Origin of the sequence: Nonomuraea gerenzanensis, from assembly GCF_020215645.1 — a bacterium.
Lineage (GTDB): Bacteria > Actinomycetota > Actinomycetes > Streptosporangiales > Streptosporangiaceae > Nonomuraea > Nonomuraea gerenzanensis.
In genome coordinates this window covers 2,536,300-2,560,902 of the sequence record NZ_CP084058.1, presented here as the reverse complement: position 1 = coordinate 2,560,902, position 24,603 = coordinate 2,536,300, and the positions used below count along the sequence as shown (strand labels likewise).

The following is a 24,603-nucleotide window of genomic DNA, read 5'->3' as shown; positions in this document are numbered from 1 at the left end:
CTTACGAGAGCAATGCTCTCTCAAAAGAGCACCGTTCGTCAAGAGCAGTGCTCTCGTTTCTTCTCACCGCTCTGCTAACCTGCTGTGCATGACAGCCAGCCGCACCGCCAGAGAACGCGTCAGGGCCGAGCTCACCAAAGAGATCACCGACATCGCGCGCCGCCAGCTCGCCACCGAAGGGGCCGGCGGCCTGTCACTCCGCGCGGTGGCCCGGGAGATGGGCATGGTCTCCTCGGCCATCTACCGCTACTTCCCGAGCCGCGACGACCTGCTCACCGCGCTGATCATCGACAGCTACAACGCCCTCGGCGCGGCCGTCGAGCACAGCGAGGCCGCGACCCCCCGCGAGGACCACCTCGGGCGATGGCTCGCCGCCTGCCGCGCCGTGCGCGAGTGGGGGGTCGCCCATCCGCACGAGTACGCCCTGATCTACGGCTCCCCCGTCCCCGGCTACCAGGCGCCCCAGGACACGGTGGAGGCCCGCGTACGCGACGTGGCCGTGCTGGGCCGCGTCATGTCCGACGCCTGGCAGGCGGGCGCGGTGCGGGTCCCCGAGGAGGACCTGCCCGCCGACCTGGAGCCGGACGTGGCGGGCTTCCGCGAACTCATGCCCGCCGTGCCCGACAACGTGATCTGGCGCGCGCTCGCGGCCTGGACCACCCTGTACGGGTGGGTCAACTTCGAGGTGTTCGGCCAGTTCGACAACACGATCGAGAACCGGCGGGAGGCGTTCGAGCACAGCATGCGGCTGGCGGCGGGCACGATCGGACTTGCTCAGTAGAACTTACTAAGTTTTACTTAATACATGGCTCGCAAGACGCAGTCGCTCGGCCGCTTCACTGATGTGGCGCTACTGGTGCTCATCAGCCTCGCCGAGGGGCAGAAACACGGATACCGGATGATCAGCGACATCGAGCAGTTCTCGGGGACCTCGCTGGAGCCGGGGACGCTCTACGGGGCGCTGATGCGGCTGGAGGAACGCGGCTGGATCGAGGCCGTGGAGTCGGCGGAGCGGCGCAAGCCGTACCGGATCACCGACGGCGGGCGTGACGCGCTGCGGGAGCAGCTCGCCACACTGCGCCGGGTGGAGCAGGCGGGGGTGCGGCGGATGGCTTGGGGGCAGGCATGATGCGAGCCGTGGCGGGGGCCGTGCTGAGGCTCTACCCGAAGGCGTGGCGGGAGCGGTACGGCGAGGAGGTCGCCGACCTGGTCGCCGCCCGTCCTGTGCGGCTGCGCACGGTGCTCGACCTGGCCGCCGGGGCGGCGGACGCGTGGCTGCACCACCGCCGCATCCCCGGCGCCCGGCCGCTGCGCCTGCCGCTCTGGGCGATCCTCGTCGCCGGCTCCTACGCTCTGTGGATGTTGTGGAACCCCGCGGTCCGCGACGCCGCCGCCCTCTCGTTCCCGTCGGATCGGGCCGAGGAGGTCGGCTGGCTGTTCAGGGCGGCCATGACCTGCTTCGCCGGAGCGGGCGCGATGGCCCTGCTGGCCCCGTGGCAGCTCGGCATCGCCGCCCGAGCCGCGGACAAGCGGGCGCCCTACGGTGCGGCGGCGCGGGCGACCGGGCGGCGGGTGCTGCTGACGGCCCTCGCCGTGGCAGTCCCGATCGGGCTCGTCCTGCTCAGCTATGTCAGCCTGGCGCTGGGTGCGGCGGCTCCCCTACCGGCACTCGGCGACGCCATGATGGGCGGCTTCTTCGTCCCGACCCTCATGACGCTGGTCCTGCCGCTTCCGCTGGCCGCCGCCGCCTCCCCCGTGATGGCGGGCGCCGTCCGGGCCGCCGGGAAGTCGCTGGCGGTGGCGGCCGTCATGAACGCGATCGGGTGGACGGCGGTGGCGGGGCTGATGGCGTTCGGGCTGTGGCAGGTGTCGCCGTGGTTCGGGCCGGCGGTGGCAGCCTGCGCGGTGCTCAGCACGGGGCTGGCGGCGCTGGTCGCGCGGGCCGTCCTGCGGCGCTCCCCGCACGATCCGGCCCTGCCCGAGCCCACCGCGCTCGGCCCGGCCCACATCTGAGCGTCGTCTGCAGCGGCCAAACCGGGTCCGGCGGCGGCCTCAGCCGGTCGCCCGCGCGGTTGGTTGGAGCAGCGGCACGAGCACCTCGTCCACGATCTCGGCCACCAGCCGCTCCGGGATCGGCGGCCCCTCGAAGAGGAAGTGGTGACGCAGCAGCGCGTGCCCGGAGTCGAGGCGGCGGGGGGTGACGTCCGCGGGATCCACCTCACCGCGCTCGACCGCCCGCCGCACGATCTCCTCCATCAGCTTCCTGGCCGTGCCCTGGGAGTTGCGCCGCAGGGTGCTCAGCGGCGACTCCCCGCGCAACGCCTCGCCGAGCAGCCCGCGCATCGCCTCACCGGCCGGCCCCGACAGGGCCTGCGCCGTACGGGTGAGCATGGCGACCAGGTCGTCCCGCAGATTGCCGGTGTCGGGCGAGCTCTCCGGGCTGGGCAGCGACTGGTAGACCGCCTCCATCACCAGCTCGATGCGGGTGGGCCAGCGCCGGTAGAGCGAGGCCTTGCTGGCCTTGGCCCGCTCGGCGACCCCCTCCATGGTCAGCCCGGCGTAGCCGACCTCGGCCAGCTCGTCGAGGGTGGCCTGGTAGATCGCGGCGCTGAGCGCCTCGCCCCGGCGTCGTGGCAGCTTGCGGTGGTCGGTGACCATGGCCAGCATTCTAGGAAGCGCCGGGACCGGTGACCGCGCCGGCGGCTGGGCCGCCGCCCGCCGTCGCGGTGACCGGGCTGGTCACCGTGCCGGTGTCGCCGTTGACCGTGACGAGCTGCCCGTCCTGGAGCGTCGAGGTGCCCGTGCCGGTGCCCATGACGGCGGGGATGCCGTACTCCCTGGCCACGATCGCCGCGTGCGAGGCCGCGCCGCCGGTGTCCACGACCACGGCCGCCGCGTGCTGGAACAGCGGCGTCCATGACGGGTTCGTGTACGGGCAGACGAGCACGTCACCGGCGGCCAGCCGGCCGAACTCGGCGGGCGTGGCGATCACCTTCACCGGCCCGGTCGCGCTGCCGCCACCGACCGGGGCACCGGTGAGCAGCGCGTCGCCGGTCTCGGCCGGCGGGAAGATCGCCGCGGGGTCGATGAGCCGCACCCCGGCGAGCTCCTCCCGCTTGAGCGCCCGCCTGGCGACGGTCTCCCGCAGCCGCTCGGCGTGCGGCCCGCGCAGGGCGGTCACGTCCTCGATCTCCTCCAGCTCCTCCAGGCGCAGGTGGAAGACTGCCTCCGGCACGTCAAGGACACCCGCGTCGCACAGGCGGCGGCCCAGCTCCAGCAACGATCTGCGCAGGATGGGCTGCGGCATCATGAAGAAGAAGTGGCTGTCCTCCCTGAACGCGACCCCCGCCCGCGCGGCCTGCACCCAGCGTGTCATGCGAGCGCGACGGCCCTTGCCCCGCAGCAGGGGGTGGGCGAGCAGGCGTCCCAGCGCGTCATCGCCCTCCTTCCGCGCACCCGGCCCCTGCGGCGCGGGCAGCCCTTGCGACGAGGGTGACTCTTGCCGCGCAGGAGAGCTGTGCGGCATGGCCGAGCCCGAGGTCAGCATCCTCACCAGTCCGAGCACCACCTCCGGAGCATCCGCCCACGTGGGCGGCGTGACCAGGATCGGGCTCGCGGTCTCCCGATGACCGAACTCGTCCAGGAACGCCGCCATCGCCTCCGCGAACTCCGCAGGCACCGGATCCGCCTCCAGCGCCCCCGTCCGCCGCGCCACCTCGGCCAGCCGCTCCAACGCCGCATTGGCGTCCGTGGTCCGGGTACGCGCCCCGTGCAGCAGATCGGCGAACACCTCCCCCCGCCCCAGCACCCGAACAGCCACCAGCAGCCGCAGCAGCGCCACCCCCGTCCCCGGCAGGTAGTCCACCCGCAGATCGGCCACAGGCCCCACCAACGCCAGCGCCTGCCGAGGCACCCGCAGCAGCTCACCCCACGTCATCGCCCGCAGATCCCGCCCCCGCAGCGCCTCGACCGACGCGAGGTAGTCACGGAACCGCCGATCCTCCGTCCACCGGGCCGGGTCGTACCGCCTGGCCTTCGCCAGCACCCGGAACGGCGCCGCGAGCACCTTGACGGTCGGCTTCGGCGACGGAGGCAGCATCCGGTAGACGACGCCGTCCTCCTCCTGGAGGAAGTCGTCGAACGCGCGCCGCACGCCGAAGCTGCCCAGGACGTTGCGCATCAGCCCGGCCGGACCATGGGGGACCCAGGTGGACATGTCGATCGGGTACGGCCGCTCGGGCAGGTACTCCATCAAGACCGTGGCCAGGCGGCGCTGGAACGGGTTGAGCCGGCCCACCGGAGGCGGCGGCAGCGCGGTCATCGGCCGCGCCTGCAGCAGGTGCAGCCGTCCCTGCGCGTACGCCCACTCGATGTCCTGCGGCCGCCCGAACTGCGCGGCCACCTCCCGCCCCAGCCGCCCCAGCTCGGCCACCACCTCATCCGGCAGCCGCTCTGCCCCGCCGACATCCGGCAGCCGCTCTGCCCCGCCGACCGGCCGCTCGGCGCGCGCCCGCGCCGCCGTCTCACGCACGACCCCGCCACCGGCCGCACTGCGGATGACCACCTCCCGACGTCCCGGGGTGAAGTCGACGCGCCCCCGCCCGTCCACCACGTAATGGTCCGGCGTGACCAGCCCCGACACCACGGCCTCCCCCAGCCCGCTGCTCGCGTCGATGACCAGCCGCCCCCGATCACCACTGACCGGATCAGCGGTGAACAGCACCCCCGCCACCTCCGCCTCCACCATCCGCTGCACCACCACCGCGATCCGCACCTCCGAGTCGGAGATGCCCAGCCGCGCCCGATAGGCGACGGCACGCTCGTTCCACAACGACCCCCAGCACCGCCGGACCGCATCGATCAGAGCAGGCTCGCCGACGACGTTGAGGTAGGTGTCCTGCTGCCCGGCGAACGCCGCGCCCGGCAGGTCCTCGGCCGTGGCACTCGACCGCACGGCCACGGGCCCGCCGCCGAGCCCGGCGTAGGCGTCGGTGATCGCCCGCCGCAGCTCACCTGGCAGCTCCACCTGCTCGAAACGCGTGCCGCCGCCCTGAGCGACCAGCTCGTACGCGTACGTGGTGACGACGAAGCCGTCAGGCACCGGAAAGCCGTTCCTGACCAGCTCGCCCAGGTTGGCGCCCTTCCCCCCGGCCGTGGCCAGATCGGCGCGGCCGAAGGCACGCAGCGGTGCGACGAGTTTCACCGGTTCTCCTCAACGTGAGCAGTGGTACGGAGCGGGCGCGCCGGCAGCGCGAGCGCCAGGAGGAACGCCACGACCAGCAGCGGCGCCATGGCCGCGAAGACGGGCGGCACGGCGGCGGCGAACTGGCCGCGCACGGCTTCCGGCAGATTCGCCGGCGAGGTGCTGGAGATGCCCGAGGTGAGCGTGATCAGCGCCCCCACCAGCGCCACTCCGGCCGACGCCCCGACCTGGCGGACGAAGGTCACCGACGAGGTGGCGGTGCCGAGGTCGGCGTACTCGACGGCGTTCTGCGCGGCCAGCACCATGACCTGCATGACCAGCCCGACCCCGAGCCCTGTCAGCAGCAGCGCGAGCACGAGCACGACCGGCCCGGCTCCGGCGAACCCCAGCAGGGCGAGCCCCGCCGCCGCCAGGGCCGTGCCCGCGACGGGGTACGGCTTGTACGTCCCCGTCCGGGTGATGAGCCGGCCGGAGGCGACGGCGGCGACCAGCACGCCGCCCATGAGCGCGGTCACCAGCAGCCCGGCCTGCGTGGCGCTGGTGTGCAGGGCGATCTGCGCGTACGCCGGCAGGTACGTGATCGTCCCGAACAGCGCGAACCCGATGAGCAGGCTGATCGCCACGGGCACCGCGAACGCCCGGTCGGCGAACAGCCGCAGCGGCAGGATCGGGTCCCGCGCGAACCGCGCGCTGACCAGCCACGCCACCACGCCGGCGGCGGCCAGGGCGAGGTAGGCGGGGTTCCCGCTCTCCCCCACCATGACGATCCCGACCACGGTGGCGCCCAGCGTGACGGCCCCGGCCACGTCGAGCGGCGCGCGCGTGCGGGGCCGCGGCAGCTTCAGCGCGACGCTGAGCAGCACCAGCGCCAGCAGCCCCAGCGGCGGGTAGACGGCGAAGATCCACCGCCACCCCGGCCCGTCCACGAAGAACCCGCCGACCAGCGGCCCGCCGACGGCGGCCACGATGTACGCGGCGCCGAACAGCCCGAGGTAACGCCCGCGCTCACGGGGGCTCACCAGCTCGCCGATGATCGCCTGAGCCCCGATGACCAGCCCGCCGCCGCCCAGCCCCTGGATCGCCCGGAAGGCGATGAACTGCGGCATCGACGTGGCCAGCCCGCACAACACGGCCCCGGTCACGAAGATCACGACGGCCGCCTGCATGGTGGCTTTCCGGCCGTACCGGTCGCCGAGCTTGCCGTACACGGGCATGACGACGGTGGCGGCGACGAGGTAGGCGCTGACGACGGCGGGCATGCGATCGAGCCCGCCCAGCGCGCCCGCGACGGCGGGCAGCGCGGGCGCCATGATCGTCTGATCCAGCGCGCCGAGCAGCATCGCCAGCATCAGCCCGGCCAGCACCAGCCCCACGACATCGCCTCCTTAGTAAACGGTGCGTTCTCTAAGGAGCATACGATTCAGCACTTAGAAACGCAACGTTCACTAAGGCACGGAAAAGAAAGAGGGCACGGCGAGTAGCTCGCCGTGCCCCCTGTCAGAGCCGATTGGTCAGCGCGAAGCGCGGTTGACCGCGGAGATGATCGCCTTCAGCGAGGCGGTGGTGGTGTTGGCGTCGATGCCCACGCCCCACAGCACCTTCCCGTTGACCTCGCACTCCAGGTAGGAGGCCGCCTTGGCGTCGCTGCCCGCGCTCATCGCGTGCTCGACGTAGTCGAGGACCCGCACCTGCAGGCCGACGGGCGCGATGGCGTCGATGAACGCCGAGATCGGGCCGTTGCCCTTGCCCTGGATCTCGCGGATCTCGCCGTCGAGGCGCACGTCGGCGCTGATGAGGTCCTGGTCGTCGACCGTGGACTCGTGGCGGTGCGCCATGAGGCTCAGGCGGCCCCAGCGGTTGGCGGGGTTGGGCAGGTACTCGTCGCGGAAGATCTCGAACATCGCGGCCGGGCTGATCTCGCCGCCCTCGCTGTCGGTGCGCGCCTGCACCACCTTGGAGAACTCGATCTGCAGCCGGCGCGGCAGGTCGAGCTGGTGGTCGGCCTTCATGATGTAGGCCACGCCGCCCTTGCCGGACTGGCTGTTGACCCGGATGACGGCCTCGTAGCTGCGGCCGATGTCCTTCGGGTCGATCGGCAGGTACGGCACCGCCCAGGTGAACTCGTCGACCGGCACCCCGGCCGCCGCCGCGTCGCGCTCCAGGTGCTCGAAGCCCTTCTTGATGGCGTCCTGGTGGGAGCCGGAGAAGGCGGTGTAGACCAGCTCGCCGCCCCACGGGTGGCGCGGGTGCACGGGCAGCTGGTTGCAGTATTCGGTGACCCGGCGGATCTCGTCGATGTCACTGAAGTCGATCTCGGGGTCGACGCCCTGGGAGAACAGGTTCATGCCCAGGGTGACCAGGCAGACGTTGCCGGTGCGCTCGCCGTTGCCGAACAGGCAGCCCTCGATGCGGTCGGCGCCGGCCATGTAGCCCAGCTCGGCGGCGGCCACGGCGCTGCCGCGGTCGTTGTGCGGGTGCAGGGACAGCACGATCGAGTCGCGGCGCTTGAGGTTGCGGTGCATCCACTCGATCTGGTCGGCGTAGACGTTGGGGGTGGCCATCTCGACCGTGGCGGGCAGGTTGATGATCACCTTGCGGTCGGGCGTGGGCTGCCACACCTCGTTGACCGCGTCGCACACCTCGACGGCGTACTCCAGCTCGGTGCCGGTGAACGACTCAGGGGAGTACTGGAAGTAGACGTCCACGTCGGTGGCGTCGGCGAGCTTCTTGACCAGCTTGGCGCCCTCGACCGCGATGGCGGTGATGCCGTCCTTGTCCTGGCCGAAGACGACGCGGCGCTGCAGGGTGGAGGTCGAGTTGTACAGGTGCACGATGGCCTGCTTGGCGCCCTCGATGGACTCGAAGGTGCGCTCGATCAGCTCGGGACGGGCCTGCGTCAGCACCTGGATGACCACGTCGTCGGGGATGCGGCCCTCTTCGATGATCTGCCGGATGAAGTCGAAGTCGGTCTGCGAGGCGGCCGGGAAGCCTACCTCGATCTCCTTGTAGCCCATGCGTACCAGCAGCTCGAACATCTGGAGCTTGCGGTGCGAGTCCATCGGGTCGATCAGGGCCTGGTTGCCGTCGCGCAGGTCCACGGCGCACCATCGGGGCGCCTCGGTGATCACCTGGTCGGGCCAGGTGCGGTCGGTCAGCCGGATGGGTTCGAACGGCTGGTAACGATGGACGGGCATGCGGCTGGGCTGCTGAGCGGTCATGATCGGATGCTCCTCGTCGGTCTCAGGAAGAAAGCGGCCGACGCGCATGACTCGCTCCGCGGCGAGGGAGCCGGCCTTAGAGGCCCCCGCCGCGGCAGCTAAGAAGGAGCCCGCGCAGCATGACATGCACGCTACCAGACGTCTCGCGATGCACCGCGCAGGATCTCACCATCTGAGAACCGTCAATCGGCCACGAGCACGCTCAGGCAGGTCACACAACCTTCGAGCTTCTCGTACTCCGAGATCTCCACCTTCGTCACGAAATATCCGCGTTTTTCGAGCATGGCGGCGGTCTGCGGAGCCGACGCGGCCAGCAAGACCCGGTCCTCGCCCAGCACCACCACGTGCCCGCCCGACTCCTCCTCCGGCGCCAGCACCCCGGGCAGGTCCACACAGGCGGGATCGCCGATGAGCGTCCCGTCGGGCAGCGCGGTCACCGCCGACTTCAGGTGCAGCACGCCGCGCAGCTCCACGGGCACGACCTGGCGCTCGGGCAGCAGGGCGGCGAGCTGGGCGATGCCCTCGTCGCTGGTCCTGGCCGACCTGCCCACGTACACGGTGGAGCCGACCTGCAGCACGTCGCCGCCGTCGAGCGTGCCGGGCGGCGCGATCCTGACCGACTTCATGCCCAGCTCGTGCACCACCCGAGCCACCGACTCCACCTCCGGGCGCCGCTCCGGCGCCCCGGGCCTGGTCAGCACGGCCAGCCGGCCCGACACCACCATGGTGTCCTCCACGAAGGGCGCGTCGGGCAGGTCGTCGGCGCGCGGCACGTGCACCGGCCGCCAGCCCGCCTCGGCCAGCGCCTCAACGTAGGCGTCGTGCTGGGCGGCGGCCCGTTCGTGATCCACCGGCTCGCGCTCGATGTGCGTGACGATGCCCTCGGAGATCCGCGGGCCGGGCTTCCTTACCAGCGCGATACCAGCCATAGGGCGTGTTCTATCACGCGGTGATTAGAGTCTTGGACATGCGGGACGACGAGATTCTCACCACGATCAGCGCGCTGGTCACCGAGGAGCACGAGCTGCGCGACAGGCTGTCCGCCGGCGAGGTGCCCTCCGACCAGGAGCACGCACGCATCAAGGAGCTGGAGACGGCCCTCGACCAGTGCTGGGACCTGCTCAGGCAGCGCCGCGCCCGGCGCACCGCGGGCGAGGACCCCGACGGCGCCAGCGCCCGCCCGGCCGGCGAGGTGGAGAACTACCGCCAGTAGGCCGCGCCGGGTAAAACCGCTGGCCCGGCCGGTGGGCGTGCGCTTGGCTGGGGGAATGCGCATCCAGCCCATCATGATCCCCGACCGGCCGGGCGACCCCTCCGACGACGACCTCGTCGCGGGCCTGCACGCCGCGTACGTGGCCGGCTACCAGGAGGACGCCGGCCCGGTGGTCCCGCTCGCCCGCTTCCGCCGCGACATGTGCGCGCACTCGCCGTCCCAGCAGGTGGAGGCCTGTGCCCTGATCGACGGCGAGCAGGTCGTCGGCGGCTACGCGCTGGCCTTCCCCCAGCTCGACAACCGCCGCGCGGGCTGGATCTTCCCCCTCGTCGTGCAGCCGGGCCACCGGGGCCGCGGGCTCGGCGCCGCCCTGTTCGGGCACGCCCTCGACCGCATGCGGGCGCACGGCCGTACGCTGCTGCTCACCGAGACCCCCGCCACCGGCACCGGCGCGCGCTTCGCCGGCGCGCACGGCATGAGCGTGGCGCTGTCAGAGGCGCGCCGCACGCTCGACCTGCGCAAGGCCGACTGGCCCGCGCTGGAGCGGATGCTCCCCGAGGTCTCGGGCTACACCCTGGAGCGCTGGATCGGCCCGGCCGCGCCCGAGCGGCTACCCGACCTCGCGACCCTGCTGAACGGCATGAACGACGCCCCGCGCCACGACGACGTCGAGGAGCAGAACTTCAGTCTCGAACGCCTGCGCGCCCGCGAGGAGAGCATGCCCGAGATCGGCCAGACCTGCTACACCACGATCGCCCGCCGCGACTCCGACGGCGCCCCGGCCGCGTACACGCGCATCTTCCTCGACACCGGCCGCACCGACGGCTGGGCGCAGCAGGGCGACACGGCGGTGCTGCGCGCGCACCGCGGCCACCGGCTCGGCCTGCTGCTCAAGCTCTCCAACCTGCTGTGGCTGCGCGAGCACGAGCCACAGGCCGAACGCGTCATCACCTGGAACGCCACCAGCAACCGCCACATGCTGGCCATCAACGAGGCCATGGGCTTCGAGCTCTTCGACGAGTGGCACCAGTGGCGGCTGACCCTGTAGTCGTTATGGATCATCCGGGCTAACCTGGGCCTCTATGACCTTGGAGGTGCTGAGAGACGGCGATCCGGGGCAGGTGGGGCCATACACCCTGCTCGGCCGGCTGGGCGAGGGCGGCATGGGCGTCGTCTACCTCGCCCGCGACCCCTCCGGCACGCGCGTGGCCGTCAAGCTCCTGCACGCCAGGATGGACGCGCACCCCGACTTCCGGCGCCGCTTCGCCCGCGAGGTGGCCGCCGCGCAGCGCGTCGCCCGCTTCTGCACCGCGCCCGTGCTCGACGCCTCCCTTGAGGGGCGGCTCGCGTACCTGGTCACGGAGTACGTCGAGGGCCCCAGCCTCAAGGAGGCCGTCGCCACCTACGGCCCCCTGCAGGGCTCCGCCCTCGACGGCCTGGCCGCCTCGGTGGCGATGGCGTTGCGGGCCATCCACGGGGCGGGGGTCGTGCACCGCGACTTGAAACCGTCCAACGTGCTGTTGTCCCAGGTGGGGCCCAAGGTCATCGACTTCGGCATCGCCTGGCTGGCCGACTCCGAGGCGAGCAGCACCGTGCTGGGGACGCCTGCTTACATGTCGCCCGAGCAGGTCTCGGGCGATCCCGTCGGACCGGCCTCCGACATCTTCTCCTGGGGGTGCACCGTGGCCTTCGCCGCGGGCGGCGCCCCGCCCTTCGGCTCCGGTTCCGTCCCGACGCTCCTGCTCCGCATCGTCAACGACCCACCCTCGTTGAACGGCCTCAGGGGCCCGCTACGCGACCTGGTCGTGGCCGCCCTCTCCAAGAACCCATCGGACCGCCCGACGGCCGACGCCCTCCTGGACCACCTGAGCACGGGCAACCCGGGCGGCACGGGCCTTCCCGGCCCAGGCGGCGCAGGCGGGGCCGCAGACGGCACAGGCGCCGGCATCGCAGGCGCGAGCGCGGCGAGCGCAGCCACGGGCGATGCGGACACGCCCACCCCCAGCACCCCACCCGGCGCCGGTGCGGCGAGACGTAGTACGGCGGAGCCCGGCGCAACGCGAACGCCGATCAACCACCGCAGGCTCCTGACCGCCACAGCCGCCCTCGCACTGGCAGCAGCCGGCATCTCGACAGCCCTGGCCATCCGCGGCAACGGAACCCCCCAAACCATCACAACCGCACCCCCAACACCCGCCACCACCCCCCAGCAAGCCCCCCAGAACCCCCTGCGATCCACAGCCACAATCACCTTCTACGCCCCCGAAGAACCAGCAGCCGCCCGCCAAGCCGAGCTATGGAAGGACACCCGCCCCCAAGACGCCGCCCTGATGCGCAAACTGGCCCAGACTCCCCACGCCATCCGTCTGGCCCAGCCCGAAGCCAGACCAAAAGTCGAAGCCACGATCACAGCAGCCCAGCAGGCGAACGCCGTCCCGGTCTTCCTGATCAACGACATGCCCGACACCGAATGCCGCCCCACCACCACCGCAGCCATGCGGACCTACCACGAGTGGCTGACCGGCATCGCCCACCAGATAGGCCCCGCCCAAGCAGTGGTCATCCTCGAACCAGGCAGCCTGGTCAAGATCCCCGGCACCCCCCAGTGCCCCACCGCGCCGGGCACCCCCGCTCAGCGCTACCAGGACCTCCGCCAGGCCGTACAGACCCTCAAAGCGAACCCCCGAACGGCCGTCTACCTGGACGGCAGCCAGGACCACTGGCCAGGCGCCGACATCATGGCGGAACGCCTGATAGGCGCCGGAATCGACAAGGCGGACGGCTTCTTCATCAACACGGCGGCCTACCAGCACACCACCAAGAGCGTCGAATACGGCAAGTCCCTGTCGGCCTGCATCGCGGTACGCCTCAAGACAGGCGGCACCACCTGCCCGAAGGACACCACCGTGGACCCCGCGACCATGCCGCACTTCGTCGTGGACACCAGCAGGAACGGCCAGGGCTCCTGGTCCCCGCAGAAGCACTACGAGGACCCGCAGACGTGGTGCAACCCCCCGGGCAGAGGAGTCGGCGACCGGCCCACCACGGAGACGGGCGAGGAGCTGGTGGACGCGTACTTGTGGATAGCCCGAGCCGGCACCTCCAGCGGCAGGTGCAGGCGCGGCACCGACGGTGAGCAGGACCCGGAACGCGGCGTCGTGTCGCCCCCGAGCGGCGAATGGTGGGCCGACCTGGCCCTGGAACGCGCGAAGAACGCCAACCCACCCCTACGCTGAGCCGCCACGTCGCAAGACCGAGCTGCCACCCCGGTGTTGCGACGGCGTTAATGCCGCGTAAGAAGTCATGTTAAGCGGACGTTAGATATCAGCCCCGCTCCCTTGTCCGGGCAACCTTCTGGCATGAGGCTCTGACCAGCGTCTACAGCCCCCCAGGAGGTTCTTCGTGAGCAAGGCACGCGTGCCGTGGAAGGCCGTCATCGGCGGGTCCATCGGCAATATGGTCGAGTGGTACGACTGGTTCGTGTACAGCAGTTTCGCCATCTATTTCGCCGCTTCCTTCTTCCCTGAGGGCAACGACACGGCCAAGCTGCTCAACACCGCGGCCATCTTCGCCGTCGGCTTCTTCATGCGCCCGCTCGGCGGCTGGCTGCTCGGCCGCTACGCCGACAGGAAGGGCCGCAAGGCGGCGCTCACGCTCACCGTCACCCTCATGTCGGCCAGCGCCCTGCTGATCGCCATCGCCCCGACGTACGAGGCGGTCGGCTACTTCGGCGCCCTGGTGCTGGTGGTGGCGCGGCTGCTGCAGGGCATCTCGGTGGGCGGCGAGTACGCGGCGAGTGCCACGTACCTCACGGAGGCCACCCCGCGCGGCCGCCGTGGCTTCGCCTCCAGCTTCCAGTACGTCTCCATGACCGCCGGCCAGCTCGTCGGCCTCGGCCTGCAGATCATCCTGCAGAACACGATGTCCGCCGAGGCCCTGCACTCCTACGGCTGGCGCATCCCCTTCATCGTCGGCGCGGCCGCCGCGGCAGTGGTGTTCTACCTGCGCCGCAACCTCCTGGAGACGGAGGCGTACGACGAGGAGGAGCGCGAGAGCGAGCAGGGCCGCGGCACGATCAAGGCGCTGCTCGCCCACAAGAAGGAAGCCCTGCTGGTCATCGCACTGACGATGGGCGGCACCGTCGCGTACTACACCTACACCACCTACCTCACCAAGTACCTGTCGAACAGCGCGGGCCTGCCCAAGGAGACGGCCACGCTGGTGAGCTTCTGCGCGCTGTTCATCTTCATGTGCCTGCAGCCGCTCGCGGGCGGCCTGTCGGACCGGATCGGGCGCCGGCCGCTGCTGATCACGTTCGGGATCGGGTCGATGCTCGGCACGGTGCCGCTGATGACGGCGCTCGGCGGGGTCCAGGGCTTCGGCGGCGCGCTGGTGCTGTCGCTGATCGGCCTGATCATCGTCACCGGCTACACCTCGATCAACGCGGTGGTGAAGGCCGAGCTGTTCCCGACGAACGTGCGCGCCCTCGGCGTGGCCCTCCCCTACGCCATCGCGAACGCCCTGTTCGGCGGCACCGCCGAGTACGTGGCGCTGTGGTTCAAGGACAGCGGCATCGAGTCAGGTTTCTTCTGGTACGTCTCCGGCTGCGCCGCCGTGTCCCTCGTCGTCTACCTGACCATGCGGGAGACCAGGGACGTCGCGCTGTCGCGTACCGAGCAGGCCACGCAGGAAGCGGTCCCCACGCGCGTCTAACCTGGCGATATGCGAGTTCTGCTGGTCGAGGACGACGATCGGCTCGCCGCCGCCCTCATCACGGCCCTGGACCGGCACGGCCATCAGGTCATCCGGACAGGGCTGGCCGTGGACGCCCTCCGCCTGGCGGGGGGCGTCGACTTCGTCCTGCTCGACCTGGGTCTGCCCGACATGGACGGCCTGGAGGCGCTGCGCCGCCTGCGCCGGGTTTCGGCGGTGCCGCTGATCGTGGTCACCGCCCGTACCGAGGAGCGGGAGGTGCTGCGCGGCCTGCGTTCGGGCGCCGACGACTACCTGGTCAAGCCGTTCCGTACGGTCGAGCTGATGGCGCGGATGGAGGCGGTGGTGCGGCGCGGCACGCGTCCGCGCCCGCAGCGCGACGATGTGGTGAACGTCGGCGACGTGCGCATCGACCTGGAGTCGCGGCAGGTCACGGTGGCCGGGGAGGCGGTGACGCTGACGCGGCGGGAGTTCGACCTGCTGGCGATGCTGGCGCGCGAGCCAGGCGTGGTGCGCGGCCGGGAGGAGATCCTCGACGAGGTCTGGGGCGACCCGCTGCTGTCGGCCTCGCGCTCGCTGGACGTGCACGTGGCCAACCTGCGCTCCAAGACCGGCCGCCCGGGGTTGGTGGAGACGTTGCGCGGGACCGGCTACCGGCTGGGCTCGACGGCGTGAACTCGCGGCTGGTGGTCACGTTCACGACGCTGATCGTCTTCCTGGTGGCGGCGCTGGCGGTGCCGCTGGGCCTGGCCTACGCCTCCCACCGTACGAACCGGCTGCTCCTCGACCGCCGCGCCGACGCCACCCGCTTCGCGGAGCTGGCCGACCAGGCGGCCCGCGACGACGACCACACGGGCCTGATCGCCGAGATCAACCGCTACGCCGAGCTGTACGGCGCCGCCATCCGCGTCCGCGACCGCGACGGCTCACTCCGTCTGTCCGCCGGCAGCTTCGAGTCCGACGACCGCGAGGCGCTGCGCCTGGCCCTGTCCGGACGCACGACGGAGGACCTGCCCACGATCAGCCCGTTCGGCCCTGCCTCGGTCCTGCTGGCGGAGCCCGCGGGCCGCGACGCGCAGATCACCGGCGTGGTGCTGCTGCAGGCCCCCACCGACCGGGCCCGGCTGGACGTGTCGCTGGTCTGGGGCGCGCTGGCGCTGGGCGCGCTGGTCGCGCTGGCGTACTCGGTGCTGGCGGCCAGGCGGCTGGCCCGCTGGATCCTGCGTCCCGTCACGGAGCTGGACCGCACCACGCAGGCCATCGCGCAGGGGCGGCTGGACGCTCGGGCGCATCCCGGCGTCGGCCCGACGGAGCTGCGGCGGCTGGAGGAGCGGTTCAACGCGATGGCGGACGCGGTGGCGGGGGCGATGGAGCGGCAGCGGGCCTTCGTGGCGGACGCCTCGCACGAGCTGCGTACGCCGCTGACGGTGCTCGGGCTGCGGCTGGAGAACCTGGAGCCGCATCTGCGCGGGGAGGGCACCGTCGAGTTCGAGGAGGCGATGGCGGAGCTGGACCGCCTGGCACTGCTGGTGGAGGATCTGCTGGCGCTGGCGAAGGTGGAGGCGGGCGCGGGGGTCGAAGGCAAGGACGTCTCGCTGGCGCCACGCCTGGGCGTCTGGCGCGAGGTGTACGCGGCGGCCGGCGTGCGCCTTGTTGCCGACATCTCCGAAATGTCGGTCGTTCCCGAGGCGGCGGCCAGGATCGCGGACATCGCCCTCGACAACGCCCAGAAGTTCGTCCCGCGCGGCGGCACGGTCACCGTGTGTCTGGAGGACGGCGTGCTGCGGGTGGCCGACGACGGGCCTGGACTCAGCGAGGAGGAACGCTCGGAGGCGCTGGGCCGCTTCTGGCGGTCGGGGTCGCACGCGAACGTCCCGGGCAGCGGCCTGGGGCTGGCCATCGCGGCCGAGCTGGCCAGGGCATGCGGCGCCACCCTCCGCCTGCTGCCCGCCGAGCCGCACGGCCTGGTGGTGGAGCTCCAGCTCCTGAGTCACCCGTAGAAAGCACGAGCCGTGCCGAGAGGCGCCACGACCGTAATCCGCTATCCAGATCAGGACATCCGAGCTAGTGTGGAAGTCATGACGATGCCCTATGAGGACGTGCCTTTCAGTGAGCTGCTCCACCACCCAGCGGCCACCGCCCGGCGTCTTGACTCGGTCCGCGCCCTGCGCCTGCGCCGACGGGACGCGGGCGACCTGGCGCTCATCCGCGCCGAGCAGTTGGAGCAGGACTCCACCGTGGTCGACTTCACCGCCCGCCTGCTCGCCGGACTGGTCCGCACTGAGAACATCGCCGCATTGCGCCAGGCCCTGCCCGATGCTTTGCCCTGGTCAATCTTCCTTCCCGAGGACGACGTCGAAGCGATGCTCGGCGAGTTGGTGGACACGGCTCGCGGAGCTGCCGCGCTGGAGAACTTGGCTCCCATCGCACTGCTCCTGACCCAGTGGCGGCACAGTGCCGAGATCTACGCCGATCCCGCCCTGCACGCCATGCTCACCCGCGAGCCCGAGGGTGACCTCGGCCCTGTCCCCGTGCCCGAAGGCGAGACGGCCGAATGAGCCCAAAGCGCGGCGACCGAGCGGCCCCGCCCCCCGGTCGGCGACGAGTTCGACATCCGATTCGCCAGCACCGAGGCGGCCAACGGCTGGGACCACCTCTCCCAGCACGCAACAGGCAATCTCCGCCGCGCCTTCGACAAGATCCGTTCGGCGCCGCGCGCCACCGATGACCCCGCGCGGCATCACCGTCTCAAGGGCAAGCTCGGCTCCACGCCTTGGAAAGGGCAGACGCTGGACCGCTGGCAGTACGAGGTCACCGGCGGCGGCCGCATCTGGTACCTCATTGACGACGCCAACCGCACCGCCTGGGTCACCTACGCAGGCACAGGACACCCCAAGGCCACCGACTGATCGATCTCCGATTTGCGCCGGTCAGCCGTACACGGACCGGTAGTAGCGGGCGGCACCGGGATGCAACGGCACCACACCGGTGCCAATCGCGTACCTCTCGTCCAGCCGCCCGCCGGGCGCAGAAGGGGCCTGGAGGCGGTCGCGAGCGCTGAACAACGTCTCGGTGATCGTGAACGCCAGATCATCGGACAGCGAGCTACGGCACATCAGATAACTCGGCGTCCCCACGGTCCGGATCGACCTGGTGCCCCCATAGGTCCCCGCGGGCACGGACGCCTCCTCGTACACAGGCCCGAACTCCCGCCGCAACACCGGCACCAGCGACTCCAACGACACCAGCCGCACATCGTCGCGCGTGGTCAGCGCGGGCGTCGGCACCCCACCCGACCAGAAGAACGCCTCGACCCGCCCACCGACCAGCGCCTCGATGGAGGCGTCCAGATCAAGCTTGACCATCTCCGGCGGATCGGCCAGCCCGGCCGCGGCCAGCACCCGCACGGCGGTCACCGCAGTCCCCGACCCTTCCACGCCGATGGACACGACCTTGCCCGCGAGCTGCTGCACCGTACTGATCGCCGAATCCCGCGACACGACCAGATGTGCGTAGTTCATGTACATCCTGGCCAGCGCGGCGACGGGCTGGTGCCGCACGCGCACCGCGTCGTCGGCGCTGTCGGCCAGTGCGAACCCCGCGTCGGCCCGCCCGTCGGTCATCATCGTGAGGTTCTCGACGCTCGCGGCGGTCGCCATCGCCTTCACCCGCATCCCGCCACTGCGCAGCTCCTGCGCGAGCCGATCCCCGAGCGGCCGGTACGGCCCGCCGTACAACCCTGTCGCCAGCCGCAGCTCGAACGCCTCGTCCTCAGACCCCGAGCACCCGACCGCCGCCGCGAGCACAGCGAGCCCCAGCAAGGTACGACGGGATATCGACATGAATTCACGTTAGCCGGTGGAACAGAATGGACGATGTGACGACCGCACGCCTGCGCATCTCCCCAGAGCTGAGGATGTTCCTGCCCGCGAGCCGCCGCCACGAGTGGCAGGAGGTGACCCCCGACCACACCTCGACGCTCGGCCACCACGTCGAATCCGTCGGCGTCCCGCTGACGGAGGTGGGCCCCATGCTGCTCGACGGCCGGGGCGTGCCGCCTTCGCACCTCCTGGTGCCGGGCGACGTGGTGGACGTCCAACCGATCCCCCGCCCGCAGCAGCTCCCCGAGGAGCCCCGCTTCCTCCTGGACGTGCACCTCGGCACGCTGGCCCGGCGGCTGCGCCTGCTCGGCATCGACACCGCCTACCACAACGACATGGACGACCCGGCGCTGGTGGTGCAGGCCAACGCGGAGCGGCGGGTGCTGCTCACCCAGGATCGCGGGCTGTTGCGGCGGCGTGCGCTGTGGCTCGGGGCGTACGTGCGCGGCTCGGCCCCGGCCGACCAGCTCCGCGACCTGCTCGAACGTTTCGCCCCGCCGTTGCGGCCGTGGACGCGGTGCACCGCCTGCAACGGGGTGCTGGTGCCGGTCGGCAAGGACGAGGTGGAGGCGCTGCTGGAGGCGGGCACTCGGCGGAGCTACGACGCCTACGGCCGTTGTGCGTCATGTGGCCAGGTGTACTGGCATGGCGCGCACAGCGGACATCTTGAGGAAATCGTACAGTCGGCGCGAGAATGGGCCAACAGCGCCATTTTTCGCTAACATCCGCCGGATCTCTTGAGAAATAAAATCGCGTTCTAGCGGAATCCCATCCTCACAATTCGGATATGCGGCTAAATATTCGCGCGCACGCCCGCACGCCCGGCATTTCCGATATTTTGGCTGCGCCGCCCGATGGTCGCGCGGCGCCATTCCCTCTTGCTAGGAGGACAAACCGGAAATGCAAGACAAGCAACAGGATCCCGGAGGTGACGACGGGACCAACCCCATCCGCATCACCGCGACCAGGGAGAACCCCTTCCTCACCGTGGAAGTGCACGACACAAGTGACACCATTCCGAAAATCGCACCGCCCGACCCATCGGCCACCGCCGGAAGAGGTCTCGCCATTGTGCAGAGCCTCTCCCACGCCTGGGGCTGGAGACCGACCACCACCGGAAAGGCCGTGTGGTTCCGGCTGCTCGCATGAAAGCCGCCATTCCCGTCTGGCTGGATCGGGAGAACAACGTGGGGATGGACGCCGGAGAAACGCACCCGAATTCCCGGCAGCCCATCATCGAGCTACTGAACGGCCAGGCCAGGGACCCTCTCGGGCTGATCTCCAAGAAGTTCGGCCCGCTCCGAGGCTGTGTACGTCCGTAGGGTGTCGGCATGTCCCTGACCCGCATAATCCTGTCGTCCGGCCGCACGATCGAACTCTCCGAACTACGGCTGTCCTCCACCTACAGCGGCCTGCTGGAGGGCTACCCGTGCAAACCCGTCAACGACATGCAGATCGCGGCTCTCCTGCGAACCGCCGAGGGCCCCACCCCGGTCCATCTCATCCCGCCCACCCTCCAGCACCCCGGCCAGCGCGCGGGCGCGTTCGGCCCGGTCGAGGTGCTGCCCGCCGTGGCGTGCATCGGCGCCTTCCGCTCAACACCGGTAGCCCCCGACCACGACCCGGTGCTGTACCGCTCCGCCCTCACCGTCGTGTGGTTCCAGGACACCCCGACCGTCCCCGCCGCCGACAGCGCCCTCCGCGATCTCCGCTGGGAGGACCTGGCCCAGGACCGCGAGCTCTAAACGGCCAGCAGCCGCCGCACCTCCTCCTGCTGAAGGTCCTCAGCCGCACCGGTCCGCACCACGTGCCCCCCGTCCAGAATCACGAACGTGTCCGCCAGCCGCAGCGCGATGTCCAGATACTGCTCCACCAGCAACACAGCCATCCCAGCCGCATGCAGCCGCTCGATGGCCGCCTCGATCTCCAGAATGATCGACGGCTGAATCCCCTCGGTAGGCTCGTCCAGGATGAGCATCCGAGGCCGCGTCACCAGCGCCCGCGCCATCGCGAGCTGCTGCTGCTGCCCACCCGACAGATGCCCCGCGCTCCGCTTGAGCAGCGCCCCCAGCGCCGGAAAAAGATCAAGGGCCTCGTCGATGGCGGACCGGGGCTGCTTGGCCGCCTCCACGGTCACCAGCAGGTTCCCGAGCACCGAGAGCTGCGGGAAGCACTGGTGCCCCTGCGGCACGTACCCCATCCCGAGCCGCACCCGCTCGTGCGGCTTCAGCCGGGTGACGTCCCGGCCGTCGAACACGACGCTGCCCGCCGTCGCCGGCAGCACCCCCATGACGGTGTTGAGCAGCGTGGTCTTGCCGACCCCGTTGCGTCCCATGACGCACACGAGCTGCCCGGCCCCGACCTCCACCGAGACCCCGAACAGCACCCGCGCCCGCCCGTACCCTGACTCAAGGCCGGTTACCGACAGCATCCTCGGCCTTCCTCCTCCCCAGGTAGACCTCTTGCACCCGCGGGTCGGCGCTGACCTGCTCGACCGAGCCCTCCACGAGGACCTTGCCCTCGTGCAGCACGGTGACGGTCGAGGCGTGCCGCCGCAGGAACTCCATGTCGTGCTCGACCACGATCACCGTGTGGTCGTCGGCGATCTGGGTGAGCAGCTCGCCCGTACGCTCGCGTTCGTCCTTGGACATGCCCGCCACCGGCTCGTCCAGGAGCAGCAGCCGAGGCCGCTGCGCCAGCAGCATGCCGATCTCCAGCCACTGGCGCTGACCGTGCGAGAGAACGCCCGCTGAACGCTCGGCGAGCTCTTCGAGCCCTGTCCTCTCCAGCGCCTCCGCGACGGCCTCCGAGACACCGCGCCGCCGCCGGGCCAGCGACCACAGCGGCGCCCGGAAGCTGGCGGCCAGGTCGAGGTTCTCGACGACAGTGAGCTCCTCGAACACCACCGACGTCTGGAACGTGCGCCCCACGCCCAGCCGCACGATCTGGTGCTCCTTCCTGCCGACGAGATCCAGGCCGCCGAAGCGGACGGTGCCCGCCGCCGGACGGGTCAGGCCGGTGATGACGTCGATGAGCGTGGTCTTGCCCGCGCCGTTGGGCCCGATGAGGAAGCGCAGCTCGCCCTCGGGCACGGTCAGGTCCACGCCGTCGAGCGCGCGGAACCCGTCGAACACCACCTGTACGTCACGCAGTTCGAGCACGGCGCAACCTCCCCACGATCCCGACGATCCCCTTCGGGGCCAGCGTCATGACCAGGATGAACAGGGCCCCTTGCAGGTAGAGCCAGCCGTCGGCGAACTGCTCGCTGAACGCCGTCTTGGCGTACCCCATGACGACCGCACCGAGCACGGCGCCCGCCAGCGCGTGCCGTCCGCCGACGGCCACGGCGACGACCAGCTCCAGCGACGGCACGACGCCGAGCAGCGCGGGCGAGATGATGCCGACGACCGGCACGAACAGCGCGCCCGCGAGCCCCGCCATGCCCGCCGAGGCGGCGAAGGCGACGGTCTTGACCAGGGCCGGGTCGTAGCCGAGGAAGCGCACCCGGTCCTCGCCGTCGCGGACGGCGACGAGCAGGCGGCCGTACCGGCTGTTGACGAGCTGCCGGGTGGCCAGGTAGAGGATGCCGAGCACGGACGCGACGACGATGTAGAGCCCGCGTTGCGTGGAGTCGTCGGCGAGGTCCTGGCCGAACAGCTCGAAGAAGTTCGTCATGCCGTTGGTGCCGCCGGTCAGCCCCTGCTGCCCGACCAGCAGGATGACCATGGCGGCGGCCAGCGCCTGGGTGAGGATCGCGAAGTACGCGCCGCGCACCCGCTGCCGGAACACCAGCGTGCCGAGGATCACCGCGAGCAGCACGGGCCCGAGCACGGCCATGGCGACGGCGAAGACCGGGTTGGCGAACGGCGTCCACAGCGCCGGCAGGCTCTCCACCCCGCTCCACACCATGAAGTCGGGCAGCCCGCCGGGCCCGGCCTCCTGCAGCTTGAGGTACATGGCCATGGAGTAGCCGCCGAGCCCGAAGAAGACACCCTGGCCGAGGGTGAGCATGCCGCCCTGCCCCCAGGCCAGCCCGATGCCGAGCGCGACGATCGCGTAGCACAGGTACTTGGCGAGCAGGCTCAGCCGGAACGGCTCCAGCAGCAGCGGCGCCGCGACGAGCGCGATCACCGCCACGGTCGCGAAGGGCAGATTCCGTTTGATCACGTCAGCACCCTCGACCTCAGCACGAACATGCCCTGCGGGCGCACCTGAAGGAACGCGATGATCACGGCGAAGACGATCACCTTGGCCAGCGAGGCGTCCGACCAGAACTCGGCGTAGGAGTTCAGCAGCCCCAGCCCGATGGCCGCGAGCACCGCCCCGCGCAGCTGCCCGAGCCCACCGGCCACGACCACGAGGAACGCGTCCACGATGTAGTACGTCCCGAGCGCCGGCCCCACGGGCCCGATGAGCGTCAGCGCCACCCCGGCGATGCCGGCCAGCCCGGAGCCGATGAAGAACGTCAGCATGTCCACCCGCCCGGTGTCGATCCCGCTGGTGGCGGCGAGCTGCCGGTTCTGCACGACGGCCTGCGTCCTGCGCCCCAGCCCCGTCCGGGTCAGGTACACCCAGATCGCGACCACGCCCGCCACCGCGAGCCCCATGATGAACAGCCGGTTGTACGGCAGGATGCCGATCCCGCCCGCCAGCCAGGACGGCGCGCTCACCTGCACGTTCGGCGCCCCGAACAGGTCGCGGGCGAGCTGCTGCAGCACCAGGCTGACACCCCAGGTGAGCAGCAGCGTGTCCAGCGGCCGGCCGTAGAAGTGCCGGATCGCCCCCCGCTCCAGGATCAGCCCCATCACCCCGGCGACCAGAAAGGCCACCGGCAGCGCCAGCACCAGATCCTGCAGCAGGAACGCCGTGTACGCCCCGGCCATGATGAACTCGCCGTGCGCCATGTTGATCACGCCCATCTGGCCGAACGTGAACGTCAGCCCGAGCGCGATCAGCAGCAGCACCGCCCCGATCGACAGCCCGATGGGCAGCTGGTTGACGAAGGCCGACATCACTGCCCCGCCGCCAGGCCGGCCGCCCACGGGTACCCCTTGAGGTACGGGTCCGGCTTGATCGGCTCGCCCGAGTCCCACACCTGCTTGATCAGGCCGTCCGGCTGGATGATGCCGATCCGGGCGGTCTTGTACATGTGCTGGTTCTCGCCGTCGATGGTGACCAGGCCCTCGGGACGTTCGAGCGCGATGCCCGGCGCGGCCTTCTTGACCGCCTCGACCTCGGTGGTGCCCGCCTTCTTGACCGCCTCGGCCCACAGGTAGACGGCGTTGTAGCCGGCCTCCATGGGGTCGGAGGTGACCTTGTTGGCGCCGTACTTGGCCTTGTACGCCTTCACGAACGCCTCGTTGGCCGGCGTCTCGGTGGTCTGGTAGTAGTTCCAGGCGACGGGGTGACCGGCGATGTTGTCCACGCCGATGCCGGTGACCTCCTCCTCGGCGACGCTCACCGACAGCACGGGCATCGCCTCGGCCGTGGCTCCGGCGCTCTTGAGCTGCTTGAAGAAGGCCACGTTGGAGTCGCCGTTCAGGGTGTTGAAGACCGCGTCGGGCTTGGCCTGGACGACCTTGTTGACCAGCGTCGAATATTCGGTGTGACCCAAAGGCGTGTACTCCTCGCCGAGGATCTCCATCCCGTTCGCCGCCGCGTACGCCTTGATGATCTTGTTCGCGGTACGCGGGAAGACGTAGTCGCTGCCCACCAGGAACAGCTTCTTCTTGCCCTGCTCCTTCAGGTAGTCGAGCCCGGGGATGATCTGCTGGTTGGTGGTGGCGCCGGTGTAGAAGATGTACGGCGAGCTCTCCAGCCCCTCGTACTGCACCGGATACCACAGCAGCGCCTTGTACCGTTCGAAGACCGGCAGCATCGCCTTCCTGCTGGCCGAGGTCCAGCCGCCGAAGACGGTGGCGACCTTGTCCTGCCTGATCAGCTTCGTGGCCTTCTCGGCGAACGTGGGCCAGTCGGAGGCCCCGTCCTCCACCACCGGCACGAGCTTCTTGCCCAGCACACCCCCGGCCTGGTTGATCTCTTCGATGGCGAGCAGCTCCGCGTCGCGCACGGTGACCTCGCTGATGGCCATCGTGCCGCTGAGGGAGTGCAGGAGGCCGACCTTGATCTCGTTGGAGGAGGCGGCGGTTTGGGAGTCGGATCCGCAGGCCGCTAGGGCCAGGACGAGCATCGCGGATACAAGCGGGCGGGAGACGCGCACAGGAGTTCCTTCCTGCTGACCGGTTCTGCGAGAAAGGTGACTCCGCGACATTTCACTTGAAGATCCCGTCTGTTAATTGGCGATTGCCGAACGTTCACAGAGACACGGGAAGTTCATCCGCGCGGCGCGAAACCAACACGACATCCGCTTGCAAC

General features: G+C 70.7%; 24 protein-coding genes. 13 read left to right on the top strand and 11 right to left on the bottom strand.

Features of this window, described 5'->3' with window-relative positions; genetic code table 11:
- Positions 1-88 precede the first annotated feature (88 nt).
- Genes LCN96_RS12305 through LCN96_RS12295 form a run of 3 tightly spaced genes read left to right on the top strand, consistent with a single transcriptional unit; the run spans position 89 to position 2,013 of the window.
- Positions 89-781 (top strand): TetR/AcrR family transcriptional regulator, encoded by a 693-nt coding sequence (locus tag LCN96_RS12305; protein WP_225272726.1) that lies wholly within the window; start codon positions 89-91, stop codon positions 779-781.
- Between the two features lie 24 nt (positions 782-805).
- A complete protein-coding gene (locus LCN96_RS12300; protein WP_225272725.1) occupies positions 806-1,129 on the top strand; it encodes a PadR family transcriptional regulator in 324 nt (107 codons plus the stop codon).
- Entirely contained in the window at positions 1,126-2,013 is an 888-nt protein-coding gene (locus LCN96_RS12295) for a hypothetical protein (RefSeq protein WP_225272724.1), read from the top strand. Before LCN96_RS12300 ends, LCN96_RS12295 begins: the two co-directional genes overlap by 4 nt.
- Positions 2,014-2,052: 39 nt before the next feature.
- Here LCN96_RS12295 and LCN96_RS12290 read toward each other — a convergent pair whose 3' ends face one another.
- The 5 genes from LCN96_RS12290 to ddaH all read right to left on the bottom strand — a co-directional run bounded on the left by LCN96_RS12290 (position 2,053) and on the right by ddaH (position 9,350).
- A complete protein-coding gene (locus tag LCN96_RS12290; protein ID WP_225272723.1) occupies positions 2,053-2,658 on the bottom strand; it encodes a TetR/AcrR family transcriptional regulator in 606 nt (201 codons plus the stop codon).
- A gap of 10 nt (positions 2,659-2,668) precedes the next feature.
- On the bottom strand, positions 2,669-5,203 hold the full coding sequence (locus LCN96_RS12285) for a PEP/pyruvate-binding domain-containing protein (protein WP_225272722.1): 2,535 nt from the start codon (positions 5,201-5,203) through the stop codon (positions 2,669-2,671).
- Positions 5,200-6,576, bottom strand: coding sequence for an MFS transporter (locus tag LCN96_RS12280; protein ID WP_225272721.1), 1,377 nt, complete (start codon positions 6,574-6,576; stop codon positions 5,200-5,202). The genes LCN96_RS12285 and LCN96_RS12280 overlap by 4 nt, the downstream gene beginning before the upstream one ends.
- Positions 6,577-6,714: 138 nt before the next feature.
- Entirely contained in the window at positions 6,715-8,421 is a 1,707-nt protein-coding gene (gene leuA / locus LCN96_RS12275) for a 2-isopropylmalate synthase (protein ID WP_311132263.1), read from the bottom strand.
- A 182-nt stretch (positions 8,422-8,603) separates the two neighbouring features.
- Positions 8,604-9,350 carry a dimethylargininase gene (gene ddaH, locus LCN96_RS12270; protein WP_225272720.1) on the bottom strand — a complete coding sequence of 249 codons (747 nt, stop codon included), beginning with the start codon at positions 9,348-9,350 and terminating at the stop codon, positions 8,604-8,606.
- Positions 9,351-9,388: 38 nt separating this feature from the next.
- On the opposite strand from ddaH, the gene LCN96_RS12265 reads away from it, so the two are divergent.
- From LCN96_RS12265 to LCN96_RS12230, 7 genes are all read left to right on the top strand, one after another.
- On the top strand, positions 9,389-9,634 hold the full coding sequence (locus LCN96_RS12265; RefSeq protein WP_225272719.1) for a DUF2630 family protein: 246 nt from the start codon (positions 9,389-9,391) through the stop codon (positions 9,632-9,634).
- 55 nt (positions 9,635-9,689) lie between these two features.
- Positions 9,690-10,682 (top strand): GNAT family N-acetyltransferase, encoded by a 993-nt coding sequence (locus tag LCN96_RS12260; RefSeq protein WP_225272718.1) that lies wholly within the window; start codon positions 9,690-9,692, stop codon positions 10,680-10,682.
- Between the two features lie 34 nt (positions 10,683-10,716).
- A complete protein-coding gene (locus LCN96_RS56505; RefSeq protein WP_263657468.1) occupies positions 10,717-12,870 on the top strand; it encodes a glycoside hydrolase family 6 protein in 2,154 nt (717 codons plus the stop codon).
- A 166-nt stretch (positions 12,871-13,036) separates the two neighbouring features.
- On the top strand, positions 13,037-14,347 hold the full coding sequence (locus tag LCN96_RS12245; protein WP_225272717.1) for an MFS transporter: 1,311 nt from the start codon (positions 13,037-13,039) through the stop codon (positions 14,345-14,347).
- A 9-nt stretch (positions 14,348-14,356) separates the two neighbouring features.
- The gene (locus LCN96_RS12240; protein WP_225272716.1) at positions 14,357-15,022 is read left to right on the top strand and encodes a response regulator transcription factor; all 666 of its coding nucleotides are present in this window, start codon (positions 14,357-14,359) and stop codon (positions 15,020-15,022) included.
- Positions 15,019-16,347: a sensor histidine kinase gene (locus tag LCN96_RS12235; RefSeq protein ID WP_225272715.1), complete on the top strand. Its 1,329-nt coding sequence runs from the start codon at positions 15,019-15,021 to the stop codon at positions 16,345-16,347. The genes LCN96_RS12240 and LCN96_RS12235 overlap by 4 nt, the downstream gene beginning before the upstream one ends.
- Positions 16,348-16,425: 78 nt before the next feature.
- On the top strand, positions 16,426-16,905 hold the full coding sequence (locus tag LCN96_RS12230) for a hypothetical protein (protein ID WP_225272714.1): 480 nt from the start codon (positions 16,426-16,428) through the stop codon (positions 16,903-16,905).
- Between the two features lie 372 nt (positions 16,906-17,277).
- Here the strand turns inward: LCN96_RS12230 and LCN96_RS12225 are convergent, their stop codons facing one another.
- Positions 17,278-18,189, bottom strand: a complete 912-nt coding sequence (locus tag LCN96_RS12225; RefSeq protein ID WP_225272713.1) for a TAXI family TRAP transporter solute-binding subunit — start codon at positions 18,187-18,189, stop codon at positions 17,278-17,280.
- A 35-nt stretch (positions 18,190-18,224) separates the two neighbouring features.
- Between LCN96_RS12225 and LCN96_RS12220 the strand changes: the two genes are divergently transcribed.
- From LCN96_RS12220 to LCN96_RS12210, 3 genes are all read left to right on the top strand, one after another.
- Positions 18,225-18,950 carry a Mut7-C ubiquitin/RNAse domain-containing protein gene (locus tag LCN96_RS12220; RefSeq protein ID WP_225272712.1) on the top strand — a complete coding sequence of 242 codons (726 nt, stop codon included), beginning with the start codon at positions 18,225-18,227 and terminating at the stop codon, positions 18,948-18,950.
- 178 nt (positions 18,951-19,128) lie between these two features.
- Positions 19,129-19,377: an ATP-binding protein gene (locus LCN96_RS12215; RefSeq protein ID WP_225272711.1), complete on the top strand. Its 249-nt coding sequence runs from the start codon at positions 19,129-19,131 to the stop codon at positions 19,375-19,377.
- A gap of 182 nt (positions 19,378-19,559) precedes the next feature.
- Positions 19,560-19,973, top strand: coding sequence for a hypothetical protein (locus LCN96_RS12210; protein WP_225272710.1), 414 nt, complete (start codon positions 19,560-19,562; stop codon positions 19,971-19,973).
- Here LCN96_RS12210 and urtE read toward each other — a convergent pair.
- The 5 genes from urtE to urtA are packed head-to-tail and all read right to left on the bottom strand — an operon-like array spanning position 19,970 to position 24,418.
- Positions 19,970-20,659, bottom strand: coding sequence for an urea ABC transporter ATP-binding subunit UrtE (gene urtE / locus LCN96_RS12205; protein ID WP_225272709.1), 690 nt, complete (start codon positions 20,657-20,659; stop codon positions 19,970-19,972). The two genes, LCN96_RS12210 and urtE, sit on opposite strands and share 4 nt — an antisense overlap.
- Positions 20,637-21,389 carry an urea ABC transporter ATP-binding protein UrtD gene (urtD, locus tag LCN96_RS12200; RefSeq protein ID WP_225272708.1) on the bottom strand — a complete coding sequence of 251 codons (753 nt, stop codon included), beginning with the start codon at positions 21,387-21,389 and terminating at the stop codon, positions 20,637-20,639. The genes urtE and urtD overlap by 23 nt, the downstream gene beginning before the upstream one ends.
- Positions 21,373-22,395, bottom strand: coding sequence for an urea ABC transporter permease subunit UrtC (urtC, locus tag LCN96_RS12195; RefSeq protein WP_225272707.1), 1,023 nt, complete (start codon positions 22,393-22,395; stop codon positions 21,373-21,375). Before urtC ends, urtD begins: the two co-directional genes overlap by 17 nt.
- Positions 22,392-23,240, bottom strand: coding sequence for an urea ABC transporter permease subunit UrtB (gene urtB / locus LCN96_RS12190; protein WP_225272706.1), 849 nt, complete (start codon positions 23,238-23,240; stop codon positions 22,392-22,394). Before urtB ends, urtC begins: the two co-directional genes overlap by 4 nt.
- Positions 23,240-24,418, bottom strand: a complete 1,179-nt coding sequence (urtA, locus tag LCN96_RS12185; protein WP_311132450.1) for an urea ABC transporter substrate-binding protein — start codon at positions 24,416-24,418, stop codon at positions 23,240-23,242. Before urtA ends, urtB begins: the two co-directional genes overlap by 1 nt.
- Positions 24,419-24,603 lie beyond the last annotated feature (185 nt).